General features: G+C 59.0%; 12 protein-coding genes. 4 read left to right on the top strand and 8 right to left on the bottom strand.

Annotated elements, in window-relative coordinates:
• Window positions 1-9 precede the first annotated feature (9 nt).
• Complete coding sequence (locus QP982_RS08870; RefSeq protein ID WP_016421883.1) at window positions 10-1,275, bottom strand: aspartate kinase; 1,266 nt, start codon at window positions 1,273-1,275, stop codon at window positions 10-12.
• 587 nt (window positions 1,276-1,862) lie between these two features.
• Between QP982_RS08870 and QP982_RS08875 the strand changes: the two genes are divergently transcribed.
• The gene (locus QP982_RS08875; RefSeq protein ID WP_284870435.1) at window positions 1,863-2,888 is read left to right on the top strand and encodes a DMT family transporter; all 1,026 of its coding nucleotides are present in this window, start codon (window positions 1,863-1,865) and stop codon (window positions 2,886-2,888) included.
• Between the two features lie 157 nt (window positions 2,889-3,045).
• Complete coding sequence (locus tag QP982_RS08880; protein WP_284870436.1) at window positions 3,046-4,089, top strand: class C sortase; 1,044 nt, start codon at window positions 3,046-3,048, stop codon at window positions 4,087-4,089.
• Between the two features lie 6 nt (window positions 4,090-4,095).
• Here QP982_RS08880 and QP982_RS08885 read toward each other — a convergent pair whose 3' ends face one another.
• Window positions 4,096-6,438 (bottom strand): YhgE/Pip domain-containing protein, encoded by a 2,343-nt coding sequence (locus QP982_RS08885; protein ID WP_284870437.1) that lies wholly within the window; start codon window positions 6,436-6,438, stop codon window positions 4,096-4,098.
• Entirely contained in the window at window positions 6,438-9,071 is a 2,634-nt protein-coding gene (locus QP982_RS08890; protein ID WP_284870438.1) for a YhgE/Pip domain-containing protein, read from the bottom strand. The genes QP982_RS08885 and QP982_RS08890 overlap by 1 nt, the downstream gene beginning before the upstream one ends.
• Before the next feature lie 275 nt (window positions 9,072-9,346).
• On the opposite strand from QP982_RS08890, the gene leuA reads away from it, so the two are divergent.
• Window positions 9,347-11,164, top strand: coding sequence for a 2-isopropylmalate synthase (gene leuA, locus QP982_RS08895; protein WP_049193461.1), 1,818 nt, complete (start codon window positions 9,347-9,349; stop codon window positions 11,162-11,164).
• Between the two features lie 134 nt (window positions 11,165-11,298).
• Here the strand turns inward: leuA and QP982_RS08900 are convergent, their stop codons facing one another.
• Window positions 11,299-12,339, bottom strand: a complete 1,041-nt coding sequence (locus QP982_RS08900; RefSeq protein WP_284870439.1) for a hypothetical protein — start codon at window positions 12,337-12,339, stop codon at window positions 11,299-11,301.
• Between the two features lie 401 nt (window positions 12,340-12,740).
• Here QP982_RS08900 and QP982_RS08905 point away from each other — a divergent pair, with 401 nt between their 5' ends.
• A complete protein-coding gene (locus QP982_RS08905; protein WP_284870440.1) occupies window positions 12,741-14,108 on the top strand; it encodes an exonuclease domain-containing protein in 1,368 nt (455 codons plus the stop codon).
• 59 nt (window positions 14,109-14,167) lie between these two features.
• Here the strand turns inward: QP982_RS08905 and QP982_RS08910 are convergent, their stop codons facing one another.
• The 4 genes from QP982_RS08910 to QP982_RS08925 all read right to left on the bottom strand — a co-directional run bounded on the left by QP982_RS08910 (window position 14,168) and on the right by QP982_RS08925 (window position 16,461).
• Window positions 14,168-14,614 (bottom strand): thiol-disulfide oxidoreductase DCC family protein, encoded by a 447-nt coding sequence (locus QP982_RS08910; protein WP_049190150.1) that lies wholly within the window; start codon window positions 14,612-14,614, stop codon window positions 14,168-14,170.
• The gene (locus QP982_RS08915) at window positions 14,611-15,114 is read right to left on the bottom strand and encodes a PIN domain-containing protein (protein ID WP_141746274.1); all 504 of its coding nucleotides are present in this window, start codon (window positions 15,112-15,114) and stop codon (window positions 14,611-14,613) included. The genes QP982_RS08910 and QP982_RS08915 overlap by 4 nt, the downstream gene beginning before the upstream one ends.
• Window positions 15,115-15,210: 96 nt before the next feature.
• Window positions 15,211-16,110 carry an ImmA/IrrE family metallo-endopeptidase gene (locus QP982_RS08920; RefSeq protein ID WP_049193463.1) on the bottom strand — a complete coding sequence of 300 codons (900 nt, stop codon included), beginning with the start codon at window positions 16,108-16,110 and terminating at the stop codon, window positions 15,211-15,213.
• 12 nt (window positions 16,111-16,122) lie between these two features.
• Entirely contained in the window at window positions 16,123-16,461 is a 339-nt protein-coding gene (locus QP982_RS08925) for a helix-turn-helix domain-containing protein (protein ID WP_049190157.1), read from the bottom strand.
• Between the last annotated feature and the right edge of the window lie 16 nt (window positions 16,462-16,477).

Below are 16,477 nucleotides of genomic sequence, written 5' to 3' on the forward strand. Positions count from 1 at the left end.
GAAAACTCCTTAACGTCCCGTACCAGCGTAAACAACAGCCTCAGTGTCTCCACCGAGATTGAAAGCGTCGTGCAGGGCCTTCACAGACTTGTCGACATCCTGGTCATTAACCAGCACCGAGATACGAATCTCAGAAGTGGAAATCAGATCGATATTCACACCCTCATCAGCGAGCGCCTCACAGAACGTCGCAGTCACACCCGGGTGGGACTTCATGCCAGCACCGACCAAGGAGACCTTGCCCACGTGATCGTCGTAAAGCACGTCCTTCCAGTCGTTGTCAGCCTGCAGCTTCTTCAGCAACGCCATCGCCTTCGGAGCATCCTCGCGCGGGCACGTGAAAGTAATGTCAGTGCGGTTATCCGCGACGGTGGAGACGTTCTGCAGCACCATATCGATGTTGATCTCCGCATCCGCAACAGCACGGAACATCTTCGCCGCCTGGCCCGGATCATCCGGAATGCCCAGCACGGTCACCTTCGCCTCGGAGCGGTCATGCGCCACACCGGTCAACACTGCTTCTTCCATAGGAATATCCTCCATCGATCCATCAACAAGGGTGCCAAGTTCATTGCTATACGACGAACGCACACGCAACGGGACATTAAACGCACGGGCGTATTCGACACTTCGCAGCTGCAAAATCTTCGCGCCAACCGCGGCCATCTCCAACATCTCCTCGAAGGAAATGTTGTCCAAACGCTGTGCGTCCGGCACAATGCGCGGATCCGCGGTGTACACGCCGTCCACGTCGGAGTAAATCTCGCAGACGTCCGCCTCTAGGGCTGCCGCGAGGGCAACCGCAGTGGTATCCGAGCCACCACGGCCCAGCGTAGTGACGTCCTTGGTCTCGCGGTTTACACCCTGGAAACCGGCCACTAGGCAGATATGGCCCTCATCGAGAGCCTCACGGACACGGCCCGGAGTGACCTCGACAATGCGGGCGTTACCGTGGCGCTCCGTGGTAATCACGCCAGCCTGCGAACCGGTAAAAGAACGGGCCGAGGCGCCGAGGCTTGCGATTGCCATAGCGACCAGCGCATTGGAAATACGCTCACCGGCGGTCAGGAGCATATCCATCTCGCGTCCCGGCGGGACCGGGTTGACCTGCTCAGCGAGGTCCAGAAGCTCATCGGTGGTGTCGCCCATTGCCGAGCAGACAACCACGACGTCATTGCCCTGCTTTTTGGTTTCCACAATTCGTTCTGCAACACGACGAATGCGTTCGGCGCTCTCCAGGGATGAACCACCGTACTTCTGCACAACCAGTGCCATGGTCGGCAACCTCCAAAAACTAGGCAACTATATGCACGTAACTATTATTGACTCAATTTACTTGAGTCGCATTCGTAATTACATAGTGGGTTACCAAAACGTAGCTTGCGGGGGTTGCGTGGGGGTTGCGTGGGGGTTTTGGGGCGGGTTGCGTGGGGGTTTGCGGGATCGTGGTTGCGTGGAGTCGTGGTTGGGCGTGGGGTGAGCGCGGCTGCGCGTTGAGAGTGTGACGGCTGGGGTGTTTGGGGTGCTTGGGCTGTGGGTTGGGTGTCGGTTGGGTGTGAATCGGGCGCGGCTGCGGGCTGCCAGCGGGCTGCAAATGTGAAACTGATTAGGTTTATGACAAAAATAAGCCCTGAAACTTGTCAAAACTGACATAAACTAGGTCAGTAACTCTCGGTACTGCGCCAGGAACTCCCGGGCTCAGTCAGCTCCACTCCGGGCTCCCCGGCCCGGGCTCAGTCAGCATCTTGGCCGAACCAGCTAATCCGCCAGCTACTCCCCGAGGCGCTGCGGGCACAAAACACTGCCCCGCCCAACCCCTGCGAAGTGGACATGACAAGTGTTGCATGCCTAGCATTTCCTACGTGAACAATGACCTTCTCGCTGCGATACTGGCACTGCTGTCCGCGCTCAGCATCGCGTGGGGAACCGTCATCCGCCACAACCTCTCCCGAACACTGGAAGAGGGCACCAGCACACTTCGCGGAGTGGCGAAGACCCTGAAGCTGCCACGCTGGTGGCTAGGCTCGACTTTGGCGATTGCCGGGTATGTATTTCAGGTCGCAGCGTTGGCATTTGGCACGTTGCTCCTGGTACAGCCGTTGTTGGTTATGAAGCTGATGCTCACGCTCCCGCTGGCGGCGAAGGTCAATGGTCGGCGGATTTCGCGGTCAGAGATGATTTGGTCCGTGGCGCTTACTTTTGCGGTGGCGACGCTGGTGTTGCTCGGCAAGCCGACTGCCGGCTCCACCGATATCCCCACCTACCTGTGGGGATGGGCTCTTGCCGCCGGTGGCGTGGTCACCTGCGGACTGTACGCCGCTGCAGTTCAGTGGCCCAACACCGGCACCGGCACCGGTGGCGGCTCAGACACCAAACAGCGCGGAGTGCTACGCCAGAACCCGAAGGCCCTGCTGCTCGGCACGGCAACCGGCTGGCTGTACGGCTTCGTCGCGCTGCTGTCTAAGTCGGTGGTCGATACCTATGTCAACGACGGACTCGTCCAGCTCCTGCTCTCCTGGGAACTCTGGCTGCTGGTGGCACTGGCGGTTATTGGCGTCGGCCTGCAGCAGGCGGCTTTTAACGCGGGACCGTTGCAGGCTTCGCTACCAGCTATGACCGTCGTGGAGCCGATTGTTGCCTTCAGCTTGGGATACATCGTTCTTGGTGAACGCTTCCAGGCAGTTGGTGTGCAGTGGGTGGCGCTGTTTATCGCACTGGCGACCATGATTTCTGCCACTATTACCCTGGCGGCTCGGCCGGCAGAAGCCACCGCCACAGCCTCCACAAGCGCCCCAAGCTCCGCAAAAGCCGATGCAAACACCGCAACCACCGACGCCCCAAGCACCGAAATCACCACCACAGACTCCACCGATGCCACCGCTCGGTAAGTAGAGTTCAGCTCTCCCGGGTTGCATGACCTAAATTGGTATGTGCACTTATTAAGTCGTTAGCGATTTGTCGGCCTGGCTATCCCCTGCCCGGGAATTATCCCTGGTGAGAAAGACCCGTGGCCGCTATGCACAAGGTCACCAAAGGTAGGACTCGATGGGGCGTCATTCCCATTCCAAGCGGGCAACTTCCAAGCGGGCATCCAAACCGACATCTAAGCGGAAGTCCGAACGCGCAAACAACACCAACGTCAGCGCTGCAACCAACACCAAAGCAAAGCCCCAAAAGGGCAAGAAGCTCAACTCGAACACCATCATCGCCCTGCTGTTGATCATTGGCGGTTTGGGCGTGCTGCTGTACCCGGTTGTCGCAACGCAGTGGAACAACTTCCTGCAGGCCCGCGCCGCAGATGAGTACTCCAAGCTGGAGAAATCCGCTCCTCCCGAGGTCTTGGACACCGCCTGGAACGAGGCCCACGAGTACAACGCCAGCCTCGGCGAGGTCAATCCCGGCGACGCCTGGACCACCTCCGATGACGAGTCTTCCCCGGAGTACCAGCGCTATCGTCACTACCTCGACGTGCTTGGCGAGACCGACGCGCTCGGCCGCATCGTCATCCCGTCCATCAACTCTGACCTGCCCATTTTCCACGGCACTTCGGAAAAATCGCTTTCGCGCGGGGTCGGTCACCTCTACGGCACCGACTTCCCGGTCGGCGGCGTGGGCGAGGGTGAAGGTCGCCACGCGTCGCTGTCGGCGCATACGGGTCTGCAAAATGCGACGCTGTGGGACAACCTCGACAAGGTCAAAAAGGGCGACGCGTTCTACATCGCAGTCGCGGGTCATAAGTTGAAGTATGAGGTCCACGACGTAGCCGTCGTAAAGCCGGATGAAACCGATGCTTTACGACGCGTCCCCGGAGAAGACCTAATCACCCTGATTACGTGCACGCCTTACGGCATTAACACGCACCGCCTGCTGGTGACGGGGCACCAGGTGCCGATGGATCCTGACGAGGAATCCGTGTTCGACGGCAGCGGTTCGCAGTGGCAGTGGTGGATGTGGGCCATCCTGGCAGCAGCGGCGGTGATTATTGCGCTGCTGATTTGGTGGCTGCGGAAGCTCTCGCGCGACGGCAAGAGCGAACCGGAGGCCGAGCGCGAGAGCGACGAGGCGGAGGAAGACGAGGCGGAGGATTAGGCCCCCTTACGAGGTGGCCATCACCTTCGTCTCCCCGATTGCGTCCTTGATGTCGTTGATTCCCTTTTCAAAGATGCGCTGGAGGCCCAGTGCCAGGATCAGCGACGGGATGATGAACAGCGCCAACATGAACATCAGCTTCCAGTAGTCGGCCTCGTAGATACCGGCGATGGAGCTGCGGAACATGTCAATCGCGTAGGTACCCGGCAGCCACGGGCTAATGTTCTGGACCCACTGCGGCACCAGAGGCAGCGGATACGCGCCACCTGCAGCCGAGACCTGCATCACCAGCAACAGCACGCAGATGGCCTTGCCGGCATTGTCGAAGGTGAAGACGAACGAGAAGACGATCATCATGAACACCAGCGAGATGATCCAGCCGGCCAGCAGCATCAGGAATCGGTGTGCGGGATCGATGCCCACGTACACCTGGAGTCCCAACACCATCAGCGTGGCCTGAACTAGGCCAACGGTGGCGAAGGTGGCGAACCGGCCGAAGTACTTCTCGGCGCGGGTGTAGTCATCGGTCTGGGCAGCGTTGATTTGCTGGTCGCTGGACTTCTCGGCCTCAGCGTCAGCATCATCGCCGACCTCAGCGGCTGCATCGCTCTGCGCATCATCGAGCGCCTCATCGCTCTGCGCCTCATCGACCGCAGCTTCGACCTCATCAGCACCGACCTCATCGCCGACCTTCTGACCGTCGCGGCTACGGACCGTGGTGCGGATCAGTACCGACGACAGCAGCGCACCGATCCACAGCGCGAGGGTCGCATAGAACGGCGCCATACCCGCACCGAAGCTCTGGACTGGGAAGACGGGGTCCTCCTCGACCTGCACCGGCGCGGCCAACTGCGCTGCCAGGGCACTTGGGTCATCACCGACGGCCTCAGCAATTCGCGAGAGGTCACCGGTGTCCTTCGCCTCTTCCAGCGCGTTGTGAATCTCGTCGAAGCGAGCGGCCAAATCATCAAAGCGGGTGCTCAGGCCCATCGTGGCGGCGCTAGTCTTACGCAGCGTATCCACCGGCGAGCCGGAAATCGTACCGCGGATGCCGCGAATGTCCTCGCCAATGACCTCGATGTCGTTGCTCAGACGCGACACCGGCTCCGACAGTGCGTCGATCTGCGGGCGCAGGTTCTGCTCGTAGGAGTTTTTGGCATTTTCCACAGCGGCAATCGCAGCCGTGAAAGCGTCCTTCGCCTGGCTTATCGACGATCCCGTATCCCGGCCACCGCGCAAATCCGCCGCCACGGCGGAGAAACTCTCCTGCAGCCCACGGGTGCGAGCAATCGAGGTGTTCAGATCGGAAATCGCGCGGTCATAGCCCGGCTTAGCGACACCCGGAACCACTGCCCCCACGGTGTCCTCCAGGCGGTCGCGCATCGCAGTCAGGCCATCGGCCTGCTGGCCGAACTTGGCCGCCATCGCGTCAAAGGTATCTGCGGTCGCGCCGCTGGTGGCCTGGGTGCCGTCGACAAGCTCGTTGACGCGATCGCGCACGCCTTCATAGCTCGACTGCGTTGCGTCGAGCGCCGTGCTAACCGAGTCGCGGACATTGCCGACCGCGGCTTCCAGATCGCCTGCGACGTTGCCGTCACCCGAACCATTGCGCAGAATGTCCATCCGCGCACCAGCGTTTTCCAAAATGGAATCCGCGGTCTCCACCAGCGGCACGGTGGTCTCCACCAGCGTGGACAGCGAACGAGCAGTCTGCGCACCGGAGCGCAGCCGCGCGGCGGTGTCATCAACGCGGTTTTGCACGCGCGTCAGTGCCTGCTTGGAGTCGGAGGTGTTTAGATACTCATCCAGCGAGGTGATCACGCCCAGCCCAACACTGGCGACGACCTGCGTGAAGTTCTTGTCAATCTCCTGAATAACGCCACTCGCGCCCTTACTCGTAATGATTGACGAAAGCGCGTTCTTCTTCTCATTCGTATAGAGCGTCAGCTTCGGCGCCTTGGTGCCCCGGACGTAGAAGGTCATCAGTTCAGTACTGAAGTTCTCCGGAAGCACGATTGCCGCGTAGTAGTCACCGGACTTAGTGCCGTCGATGGCGTCCTCAGAATCCGTAATCTGCCAGTCAATTTCGTGGTTACGGCTCAGCTTCGACAGCACCTCATTGCCCAAGTTGACGTCAATCGCACCGATATCCGTGCGATGACCACGGTCATTACTGGCGACCGCAATCTTCAGCTTTTCGGTGTTCTCAAACGGCTCCCAGCTGGCCAGCACATTAAAGCAGGTGAACAGCAGCGGAATCAGCACCAGACCGAAAACCATGATGCCGGTCATCGTGTTCTGGCGGATCACCCGAAAGTCATTCCGCACAATTTCAAGAACGTTTCTCATTAGGCTTCACCTTCTGGGGAAGTCTTCACGCTTGCCGACGACACCTTCGCCTGTGGCTCAAACGAATCACCAGCATTTTCCAGCGAGTACGCATGCGGATGGGAAGTTTGATGCTCCATGTAGGCGCGCAGCTCCTCCTCCGACATCTCGCTGAGCTCCTGGGCGTGAATCACAGACTGCTTGACGTACTCGCGCACCGCGATGTAGGCGAGGCAGAGCAGCACAAACAGGCAAGCCAGACCGAAGAACAGGGCCTTCTGATCCGGGTAGTTACGGGCCAAAATACCCAGCACCACCAGGGCGGCCACGGCGATGCCAATGGCCATGCGCATGAACAGCGTGTAGCTGCCACGCAGATTCTCCATCCGCTCGTCGACTCGCGTCTGGTACTCCTCGCGGTTGCGCAGCGCGAAGACCAGGTCACTGAGCTTGTACCCACTACCGACCAGGTGGACTTCTTCGTTGTTGACCAGACCGCCCTCTTCAAGCTGGTGGTTAACCAAGACGTTGACCGAGGACAGACTGCGACGCAGCCAGTAGCCGACCACGTAGGCGATCGCTGCCATGACCATTAGGGTGAGCATGTTCTTCAGGTAGTAATTCGAGTAGAAACCACCAATGGTCTCGCGGAGAGCATCAATGCCGTAGGTCAACGGCAAGAACGGATTCAGCGCCTGGAAGAAGTCCGGGGTCATCTCAATTGGATAGAGACCGGCGGCGCCAGGAATCTGAATAAACGCGAGCACTACTGCAATACCACGTCCCACGTGGCCAAACGCCGACACCAAACTGTAAATAATGGCGAGATAACACAACTCCACCACGACACAGGTGAGGACGAACGCAACCGCGCTGACATGCTGCACACCAATGACGATGTCACCGATAGAGACAATCAGCGCCTGGAAAGTAGCGATGATGCCCAACAGCAATGTGCGCCCCATGTACGCCTGGCCCACCGTGATTTCCTTGAAACCTTCCGCGTCGACTTCCACGCGGAAAATCACAATCAGAATGAACGCACCAATCCACAGCGACAGGTTGGTAAACAGCGCCGCCATACCCGAGCCGTAGTGATCCACCGGGAACACGGCCTCGGTCTTAACCTCAGCCGGATCGCTCAGGAACTGCGAGATACCCTCAGGATCGAGGTCGTTGACCATGTTCATGGCTTCGCGCTCTTCGGTGGTGCCCAGGGTAAGGACATCGAGACGCGCGGTTTCCAGACCATCGCGCACACCATCAAGGTCGGCCTTGAAGCTCTCGAGGACCTGATCCGCAGCAGAAAGCTGCCCACTCGTAGCGTCGAGAAGCGCGGACGTTTCCTTGACGGTGTCCTTTTGCGCGCCCAGCGCCGCCGCGTACGAACCCACGCGCGCGTTGAGCTGATTAAGCGCCTTGCTCAACTGCGGAAGTGCGTCCTGGGACGCCTGACGAATCTGATCCGAGGCGGCCTTGCCGTCCTTAGTGGCCTGCGCCAATGCCTCGCTGGTGGCGTTGAGGGAGTCGAGAGTTCCCTGCGCCGAGCCAGAGACATTCTTCAGGCCCTCCACCAGCTCTTTATTGGTGGCGTTGCTCTCGTCGAGCGCATCGATTGTGCGCTGGATTGCCTGTTTATCCGGGCCGTTGAGCGGGCTGGCATCCAACAGGGAATTCAGGCCGCCAATGACCTGATCCGCCTGCTTGACGATGTCCTCCGCCGCAGCCGTCGCGGAATCCGAACGGGAAATTGCGCCCTGCAGATTGCCAGTCATCGCGCCGATCGCGGCGTTGGCGTTACCGGTGCCCTCTACCAGGGCGGTACTGCCCTGCAGGTAGGCGTCGTTGAGATCCGCGGAGAAATTCAGGACCTCGTTGTTGAGCTCACCAGTAATCGCCTGCACCTGCGTCAACGCATCCTGGGCATCGTCGAGGGCCGTATCTACGCTGCCAAGAGTCTTCTTAATCTGCGCAATCGTCGGCTGCAGATCGCCAATCTGCTCCTGGATAGCGCCGACTTCATCGCGGCTATTGGCAACCGCATCAGCGACATCCTGGAAAGCGTCGGCGGAATTGAGACGGGCAGCGTCGAACCGGCCCTGCATCAGGCCACCGGCTTCCTTGACCTCTTCGGTGACCGCCTTCGCGATCTCCTTATTAAAGGAAGCGGAAATCTGACCATCAATACCGGACGCGCCCTGCGCCGTGATGTGCGGCGAGATCGCGTTGATCTTCTGGTTAGCGCGGTATTTCAGCTTTGCTGGATGCCCCTGCCCTTGAATCAGGTCAACCATTTCCTGCGAGAAATTCGGCGGAATGGTGATTTCGGCATAGACCCTGCCGCGCTTTAGGTCCCGGTCTGCCTTCTCGGCATCGGGGAACTGCCAGCCCAGTTCATGATTTTGTTTTAGTTGTTTGACCACCTGGTTACCGATATTGAGGCTTCCGGTAACCGAGGAACTCGCGCCCTTGTCCTCATTCACAATTGCCACACCGATGTTCTCGGTGTGCTCGTACGGATCCCAGAAGCCCGGGATGTTGAACCAGGAGTACAAGGCAGGGGTGATCATCACGCCGATGATGATTACCCACGCTCTTGGGCTATTGCGGAGACGGCGCAAGTCTCGCTTAAGAATAGACCAGCTAGTTTGCACCTTAAGGACGCTATCATCTTTAATCCACTAAATACATTGGTACTAGTTTTAGAACTATCGATGGGTGGGGTGGGTGGCGTGGATGGCTGAGCATATTTCCCCCACTAAAACCCCCGAATGATGAAATTCATATAACCATCGGGGTAAGGTACATCACATGCAACGCGGACTACTGCTTCTATGCCGCGGCGGGGCTTGGATTTAAGGCCGGCTCCCCGTCGCGGGGTAAGTTGTGCCGGCCTACAAGAAAAGTCCGAATTAGAAAGGCCCACAACATGTCTCCTTCCGACGCTTTTATTTCCGCTCCTTCTGTAATCTCCACTCCTGCTGGCGAGATTCCGGAAGGACAGCCTGCTTGGAATAAGCAGCGCAACTCACAGATGGCAACCAACCGCTACCTGCCTTACGACCAGGAAGTTCAGGACTTCCAGCTGAAGGACCGCACCTGGCCGGACAAGCGCATTACTAAGGCACCGGTTTGGTGTGCCGTCGACCTGCGCGACGGCAACCAGGCACTGATTGATCCGATGAGCCCGGAGCGCAAGCGCCGCATGTTCGAGCTGCTGGTCCAGATGGGATACAAGGAAATTGAGGTCGGATTCCCGTCCGCTTCCCAGACTGACTACAACTTCGTGCGCGAGATCATTGAGAAGAACATGATCCCGGACGATGTCACCATCCAGGTTCTGGTTCAGGCTCGCGAGCACCTGATCCGCCGCACCTTCGAGGCATGTGCCGGCGCAAAGAACGTCATCGTTCACTTCTACAACTCCACCTCGATCCTGCAGCGCGATGTTGTGTTCCGTAAGGACAAGGACGCAATCAAGAAGATTGCCACCGACGCCGCGGAGCTGATTAAGACCATCGCGAAGGACTACCCGGACACCAACTGGCGCTGGGAGTACTCGCCGGAGTCCTACACCGGCACCGAGGTTGAGTACGCCAAGGAAGTTGTCGACGCCGTGGTTGATGTCATCGACCCGACTCCGGACAACCCAATCATCATCAACCTGCCGTCGACCGTGGAGATGATCACTCCGAACGTCTACGCAGACTCCATCGAGTGGATGCACCGCAACCTCAACCGCCGCGACTCCATCATTCTGTCGCTGCACCCGCACAACGACCGCGGCACCGGCATCGCCACCGCTGAGCTCGGCTACATGGCCGGCGCTGACCGCATCGAGGGCTGCCTCTTCGGCAACGGCGAGCGCACCGGTAACGTCTGCCTGGTCACCCTGGGCCTGAACATGCTGACCCAGGGAGTCGACCCGCAAATCGACTTTTCCGACATCGATATGATCCGCCGCACCGTCGAGTACTGCAACCAGCTGCGCGTTCCGGAGCGCCACCCGTACGGCGGCGACCTGGTCTTCACCGCTTTCTCCGGTTCCCACCAGGACGCCGTGAACAAGGGCCTCGACGCAATGGCAGACAAGGTCCGCCCGGGCGCTGCCGTCAAGGAGCTTTCCGACGAGGACCTGCGCGCGGTGACCTGGGAAGTTCCTTACCTGCCCATCGACCCGAAGGACGTCGGTCGTTCTTACGAGGCCGTTATTCGCGTGAACTCCCAGTCCGGCAAGGGCGGCGTGGCCTACATCATGAAGACGGACCACGGCATGAACCTGCCGCGCTCCATGCAGGTCGAGTTCTCCTCCGTCGTGCAGGCAGTCACCGACGCCGAGGGCGGCGAGGTCAACTCCAAGGCGATTTGGGACATCTTCGCAGGTGAGTACCTGGACCGCGAGGCTCCACTCGAGCAGATTGCCCTGACTGTCGATGCCCCTCAGAACGAGTCGGACGCCACCAAGATCAAGGCTCACATCGTCTACGAGGGCAAGGAGCAGACCGTTGAGGGTGTCGGCAACGGCCCGCTGGCCGCTTACGCCAACGCCCTGGAGAAGCTCGGCATCAACGTCGAGGTTCAGGAATACGTCCAGCACGCTCGCACCGCAGGTGACGATGCCGAGGCTGCGGCCTACGTCCTCGCAGATGTCAACGGCACCAAGGTCTGGGGCTCCGGCATCGCTGGTTCCATCACCTACGCATCGCTGAAGGCAGTCACCAGCGCGGTCAACCGCGCACTGGCTTAAACTCCACATAGTTACTGACTAGGTTTATGACACTTTCGTGGCAAAATTTGTGCTCAAAGTGTCATAAACCTAGTCACTTTCTTTTTGGGGCAAACTATCCAGCGGTCCCTCGGCCCCGCTACCCAATTACCCAACTACCCAATCAACGGGCCGGCATTGCGCACATCCGCACGGAAAGTCACCCCACCTGCGGCTACCACGCGTTCGCGCTCGATGAGGATTGAACGGAGCGTCGATAAGCGAACTGCGTGCAATTCCACCTCTTTCCACACCACCCGCGCGACATCCAGCCCCGTCGCGCGCAGCGAACGCTCGCGGTAAGTCTCCCGCGTGAGCAGCTCGGACTGAGCCGCGGGCGTCGGCGCGACCTCGCTAGCCGAATACTTGATGTGGCCATCGAACTCCACGACAAGCAGCAGGTCGGGGATATAAAAATCCACGCGGGCGAGAAAGTGCGGCGGATCGTGGCTGGTGCCGCGCGACCAAATTTCGGCTTGCTCGTGGAATTTCAGGCCGAGTTCGAGAAGAGCGGCTTTAGTCAGCGCCTCACCGGGCGTTTCGCAGCGACCATGACAGACCGCGAGCGCACGGTGAAACAGCTCTTGGCCCCGCAAGCTGGGATAATGCGCTGGAATCTCCTCAAGCTGATCGCGCGTGGTGCCATGCCGCAGCGCACCTTCGACAGCCAACACCGCCGCCCGCCACGACACGGACTCCGGCCCCTTCTGCCTGAACCGGACGCGGCACTCATCGAAGGCCGCACGCGCGAGCACCGCGACCCGCCGGTCCGCGAGCCCCTGCGTGTGGTCCAGATGAATCTCCGAGCGCAGGCGCATGCAATAGTCGATGCCGTGGAACTGCTGACTCCCGCCCACGACCACAATCTTCGCATCGCGCACCAGCACCCACGAACCGTGCAAAGCCAGCGCTGCAGCTCCCGAAATAACGCCTGACGACGTCTCGGAGACCACCGCCAAAGCAGTAATAGCCAGGCGTTTCTCGCGGTGGAGCCCTTCCCAGGCGTGCGCGACTACATAGTGACCTCGGCAAAGCCGCTCCAGATAACCGGCCCGCGCTTGCTTTGCGACCTCGCGATATCCATTCCCCGGCTGGTCATTCGGCCTAATGATTCCAAACTGGTCCGACACCAGTTGCTTGCGTTTCTTGTTGCTCACTTCCCCCGCCCCGTGGTTGTTGTCCTGTGGCTGTTGCCCCGTGGTAGTTATTTCGTCCCTATTTTTGTGGCGCTGTTTTGTGGCTCTATTTCGTTGCCTTGGCTTGTGGCACTGTTTTGTGGCCCCTATTTAATAAGGCGCGGAAATTGCCCTCGCGGTTCCATTCCTTTTCGGCTGAGCACCCAGTCGGGGGAAAACTTTTGGGCCTTGCGTGGTTTTTGTAGTTTGCGTGGTTTACGGGACCCGTGTGACCGTGCCCCACGGTCCTTCTGAGCTTGAGGCCGAGCTAGTGCCCAAGTTACTGACTAGGTTTATGACACTTTCGTGGCAAATTTTGTGCTCAAAGTGTCATAAACCTAGTCACTTTCTCCGCGGGTGAGCGCACCCGCTAGTCTTGAGGCATGACTGAATCGGCGCGCGAGGAGCGCAAAGCGACTGGGACCTCTTCTCAGACGAAGAGGCGGCGGCGGAATCGTCGCCGTTCTCAACGCGCGTCGGCAGCGGGCGCGAAAACACCACCAACAGCACCGGCTTCCACCACAACGGACGCAGCCACGACCAACGCAGCTACGCCGGCCTCAACCACCACCGACGCAGCCACCACCGACGCGGCTACTACCGGCGCAATCGCAACCGGCGCGAGTACCGCTGGCACACCCACAACGGCCACAACCACACCGGCCACAGCCGAGACCGCTGCGACAAAGGCTGCTGACGAGCACAAACAGTTCTCGTCGGCTGAGGAAGCTCCTTACGCAATCGTGTCTATCCAGGCCACGGGCATCCATCCCAAGACGTCTCGGCTGGTCAGCCTGGGAGTGTCTACCGCCGACGGCAGCGGCAACATCGTGGACACCTGGCATGTCGTCATCGATCCCACAGAAGATCCCGGCCCGACGCACCTTCACGGCCTCGAGCCCGCGGACTTCGAGGGAGCCCCGAAGTTCGGGGTGATCCAGGCCAAGCTCGCGCACGCGCTCGATGGGCGCACGCTGGTTGCTCATAATGCACCGCTGGTCTGGGGTTTTATAGTTGCCGAGGCCAAGAGGGCCCGTCGTCAAGCGAATCGTGAGCGATCCGCGCGGAATAAGCGGGGGCGTCGTCGTACGCGCACTCGCGTCGCGAGAATTCCGGCGCCCGCACGGATTGCCGATACGTTGGAAACGGCGCGCCGCCAGGGCAAACGGCTTGACGACGCTCGCCTGCGCGCCGTCGCGCGCGCCTACGGCCTCGATGTGCCTTCACCCGAGGCATCGATTGCCGGCATCTCGGTGCCGGAGCGGGTGCGGACGTTGGATGACGTCACCACCACGCTTGCGCTCTTCCGCGCACAGGGCGGGCTCGACGAGGGTACAACCCTGAACATGTACACGCCCGACCAGCTGCGCGAGGACATTGTGGGCCTGCAGCGCTCGGTAGTGCGTGTCGACGCGATGGAAGCGCCGCGCCCCGTGGAGAACCCCGGCCGTTATACGCCGGGGCGGAAGCTCGCGACGGGCATGGAGTTCGTCGTGGCGCCAGAGGTGTCGCTGGACCCGGATGAGCTGATTGCGGCGGGCGTGCGGGCTGGGCTGGCGTACTCGGAGAAGGTCACGCGAGAGTCATCGGTGCTGGTGTGTAACCGACCTGCGGATGTGACACCGGATCAACTGACGGGCAAGGCCATGCATGCCCACCGGAAGGACATTCCGATCGTTTCCGATGAGGCATTCTTGCGACTGGTCGGAGAGATGTCGCCGGCCGCTGTGAAGGACGAGGCTAACGGCTGACTCGGTGGCTGCTCATTGGGTAATTGCAGTGGCACTGGGGCAACGGGCCTGCCGGATAGTCATCTTGTGGAGTCTAGTTTGCAGGCGTTAAGCCCCAGGACCGCGCTGATTCTGTGACGGTTGGAAGCGACAACCTTATAGATAAAGCTCCACAGTTTTGTCAGTGGCGGGAAGAGCAGGAATGTGCCCGCACATCGGAATAGTGCCTTGGTGCCGCCCTCACGCAAGGCGATACCTATCGCCTCGTGGCCGTACCGAAATTCTCGGCCGCTCTTAGCACCAGGTTCACCGACTGCTGCTTCGGCTGGGATTGTGGCGACCGCCGGGGTTGGAAGCATGGCGACCGCCTCAGCTGAGATGTGTTGACGAACTTCCTCTGGCAAGGACTGGTCTTCGGGACTAGCACCAATCATGCGGACACCACTGAGTTTGGCCAGAAGGGTCACGCTTGCCTCGCAGAACCCACAATCGCGGTCGTAGTAGAAAGTGATGTCAGGGTTCATCATTTTTCGGCGGCCTTTTTATACAGACTCTTGCCATTAAGTTTGGTGTGCTCAAAATTGACTAGGACATCAAATTTCTGGAGGTCTTCCCAAATTTCCTTGGCTTGCCCGCGCGACCCAATAGAGCCCGACTTCACGCATTGCAGTAGCACGTGCTCGGTATTGAAAATGTATCCAGCTTCTTGCTTCCGCGCTAGCTCACAGGCATCACCATCATCCATGATGAGCGCAGTGGCTACGCCCTTACCCTGATCTTTCGCATAAAGACAATGGGCGATAGCGATGTACTCTCCCAGGTGTTTAGCTTTGCCCCCTTGAAAGGTATAGCCAGGACCAGAATAGAGGCGAACATAGGGATAAAGTTTTTTGTGGTCATCGTCGAGAACTTCGACATTCGGGTGCCCCAGAAACCAATCCCAGTGTCTCTTTCCGCAGTTGAAGCGCCGTTTATCCAATTTGCGTTCGACTTCATTTTTGACTGCTCCTGGAATGCTGATGGTCATCTTGCCTGCGAAGTCGAGCAAATACTGGTGATTCTTCGAACATACGAAATTAAGAAGTACGCTTGTATCAGCTATTAGGAGGTAACCAGCCATCGTTTATTGGGCGCTTTCTAAACTATCGGGACCATCGCCGAAGAAAGCGTCTAGTTCCGCGAAGGGATCTGCTTCCGTGTCAGCCGCATCCTGATTCTGCACATTCGCATCATGCCTCAATGGCGGTAACTGTGACTGCGATGCACTTATCAGCTCCTTCACCTCATCGACACTGCTCATTTCAGCAAAAGCAATGCTGGGAAGGTCGACTATCCCCTGTTCGTAAGCGCGATATACGTCTTTCACCAACCGCGCTGATGGTTGCACTAGTTCGGAGACCTTTACCGCGCGGTCATAGTCAGCTTTCCAGCCATACCGGGCAGCCAGCGTGGGAGCTGATACACCTTTCAGTTCTTCCGATTGCCCTTCGCTAATGAGGTCTGCGCGCCTCATCTGAATAAGTGCGACTCGCGGCGAAATTTGATACTTGCGAACGACATGGGACAACGCAGCAAGGACGTCACCTCCACCGATAAGCTCGCCGAGGTTCTGGTCTGTTTTCAACCCATCAGTTGGGCAGAGCACATTACGAGCGAAGGCATCAGCACGAACTTCCTGATAATCACGCTTGCCACAGGCGTATATTCCAGGCTCAGAGTGCTCATCATCTGCAACGATTTTCGAGGACTCGAAATCATTGGAAACAAAATGCCCAATTTCATGCGCAACGGTAAACCGCTGACGGTAAGGAACGGATGACTTCGCAATTCCAATGACTGTCGCTCCCGTCACGGGGTCACGCAAAGCAAGTGCATCAACATTGGCTGGTAAATCCAGAATCATAAAATCTGCATTAACCAACTGCATAAAGCCAGCGATGTCGGCGATTGGATCATTTCCTAGGGTGTGCTTCTTGCGGAACTCTATAGCAAGGTCGAGCCCCTCCTTGCTCGCACTGCACATGGGGAACCCTCCTTAATTTTGAGTTAGCAGCACTCGAAGCTGCAGGTAAGGCAAAAGCATCTCCCGCGCTCCCTTAACACTCGCGCCATCCTGTGAAGTGCGGGCCACGGCCTGCACACGCTGGCTGACCGGGTTTTCCTCCACAAGTTCATCCAACGGCACGCCAAGAGCCCACGCAAGCGCCATAACCTGCTCAAGTGAGTAAGTCGCCTTGCCATTTTCCAGGCGACTGACTGCAGATTGCGACACCACACCATCGGTGGCGTCAGCCAAATCACGTGTGGTCATGCCACGATTTGTGCGCAACTGATGCAAGCGCGCGCCGAAGAAGTTGCTTTCTGTATTAGCCATACCTCTTCCCCCTTAT

Origin of the sequence: Corynebacterium sp. MSK019, from assembly GCF_030232425.1 — a bacterium.
In the GTDB taxonomy this organism is placed as follows: domain Bacteria; phylum Actinomycetota; class Actinomycetes; order Mycobacteriales; family Mycobacteriaceae; genus Corynebacterium; species Corynebacterium jeikeium_D.

What these genes read in the sequence shown, in the direction of transcription:
- QP982_RS08885 (WP_284870437.1), bottom strand. Translation starts at nt 6,438, where the DNA reads ATGAGAAACGTTCTTGAAATTGTGCGGAATGACTTTCGGGTGATCCGC.
- QP982_RS08915 (WP_141746274.1), bottom strand. Translation starts at nt 15,114, where the DNA reads ATGACCATCAGCATTCCAGGAGCAGTCAAAAATGAAGTCGAACGCAAA.
- QP982_RS08920 (WP_049193463.1), bottom strand. Translation starts at nt 16,110, where the DNA reads ATGTGCAGTGCGAGCAAGGAGGGGCTCGACCTTGCTATAGAGTTCCGC.
- leuA (WP_049193461.1), top strand. Translation starts at nt 9,347, where the DNA reads ATGTCTCCTTCCGACGCTTTTATTTCCGCTCCTTCTGTAATCTCCACT.
- QP982_RS08925 (WP_049190157.1), bottom strand. Translation starts at nt 16,461, where the DNA reads ATGGCTAATACAGAAAGCAACTTCTTCGGCGCGCGCTTGCATCAGTTG.
- QP982_RS08880 (WP_284870436.1), top strand. Translation starts at nt 3,046, where the DNA reads ATGGGGCGTCATTCCCATTCCAAGCGGGCAACTTCCAAGCGGGCATCC.
- QP982_RS08910 (WP_049190150.1), bottom strand. Translation starts at nt 14,614, where the DNA reads ATGATGAACCCTGACATCACTTTCTACTACGACCGCGATTGTGGGTTC.
- QP982_RS08905 (WP_284870440.1), top strand. Translation starts at nt 12,741, where the DNA reads ATGACTGAATCGGCGCGCGAGGAGCGCAAAGCGACTGGGACCTCTTCT.
- QP982_RS08870 (WP_016421883.1), bottom strand. Translation starts at nt 1,275, where the DNA reads ATGGCACTGGTTGTGCAGAAGTACGGTGGTTCATCCCTGGAGAGCGCC.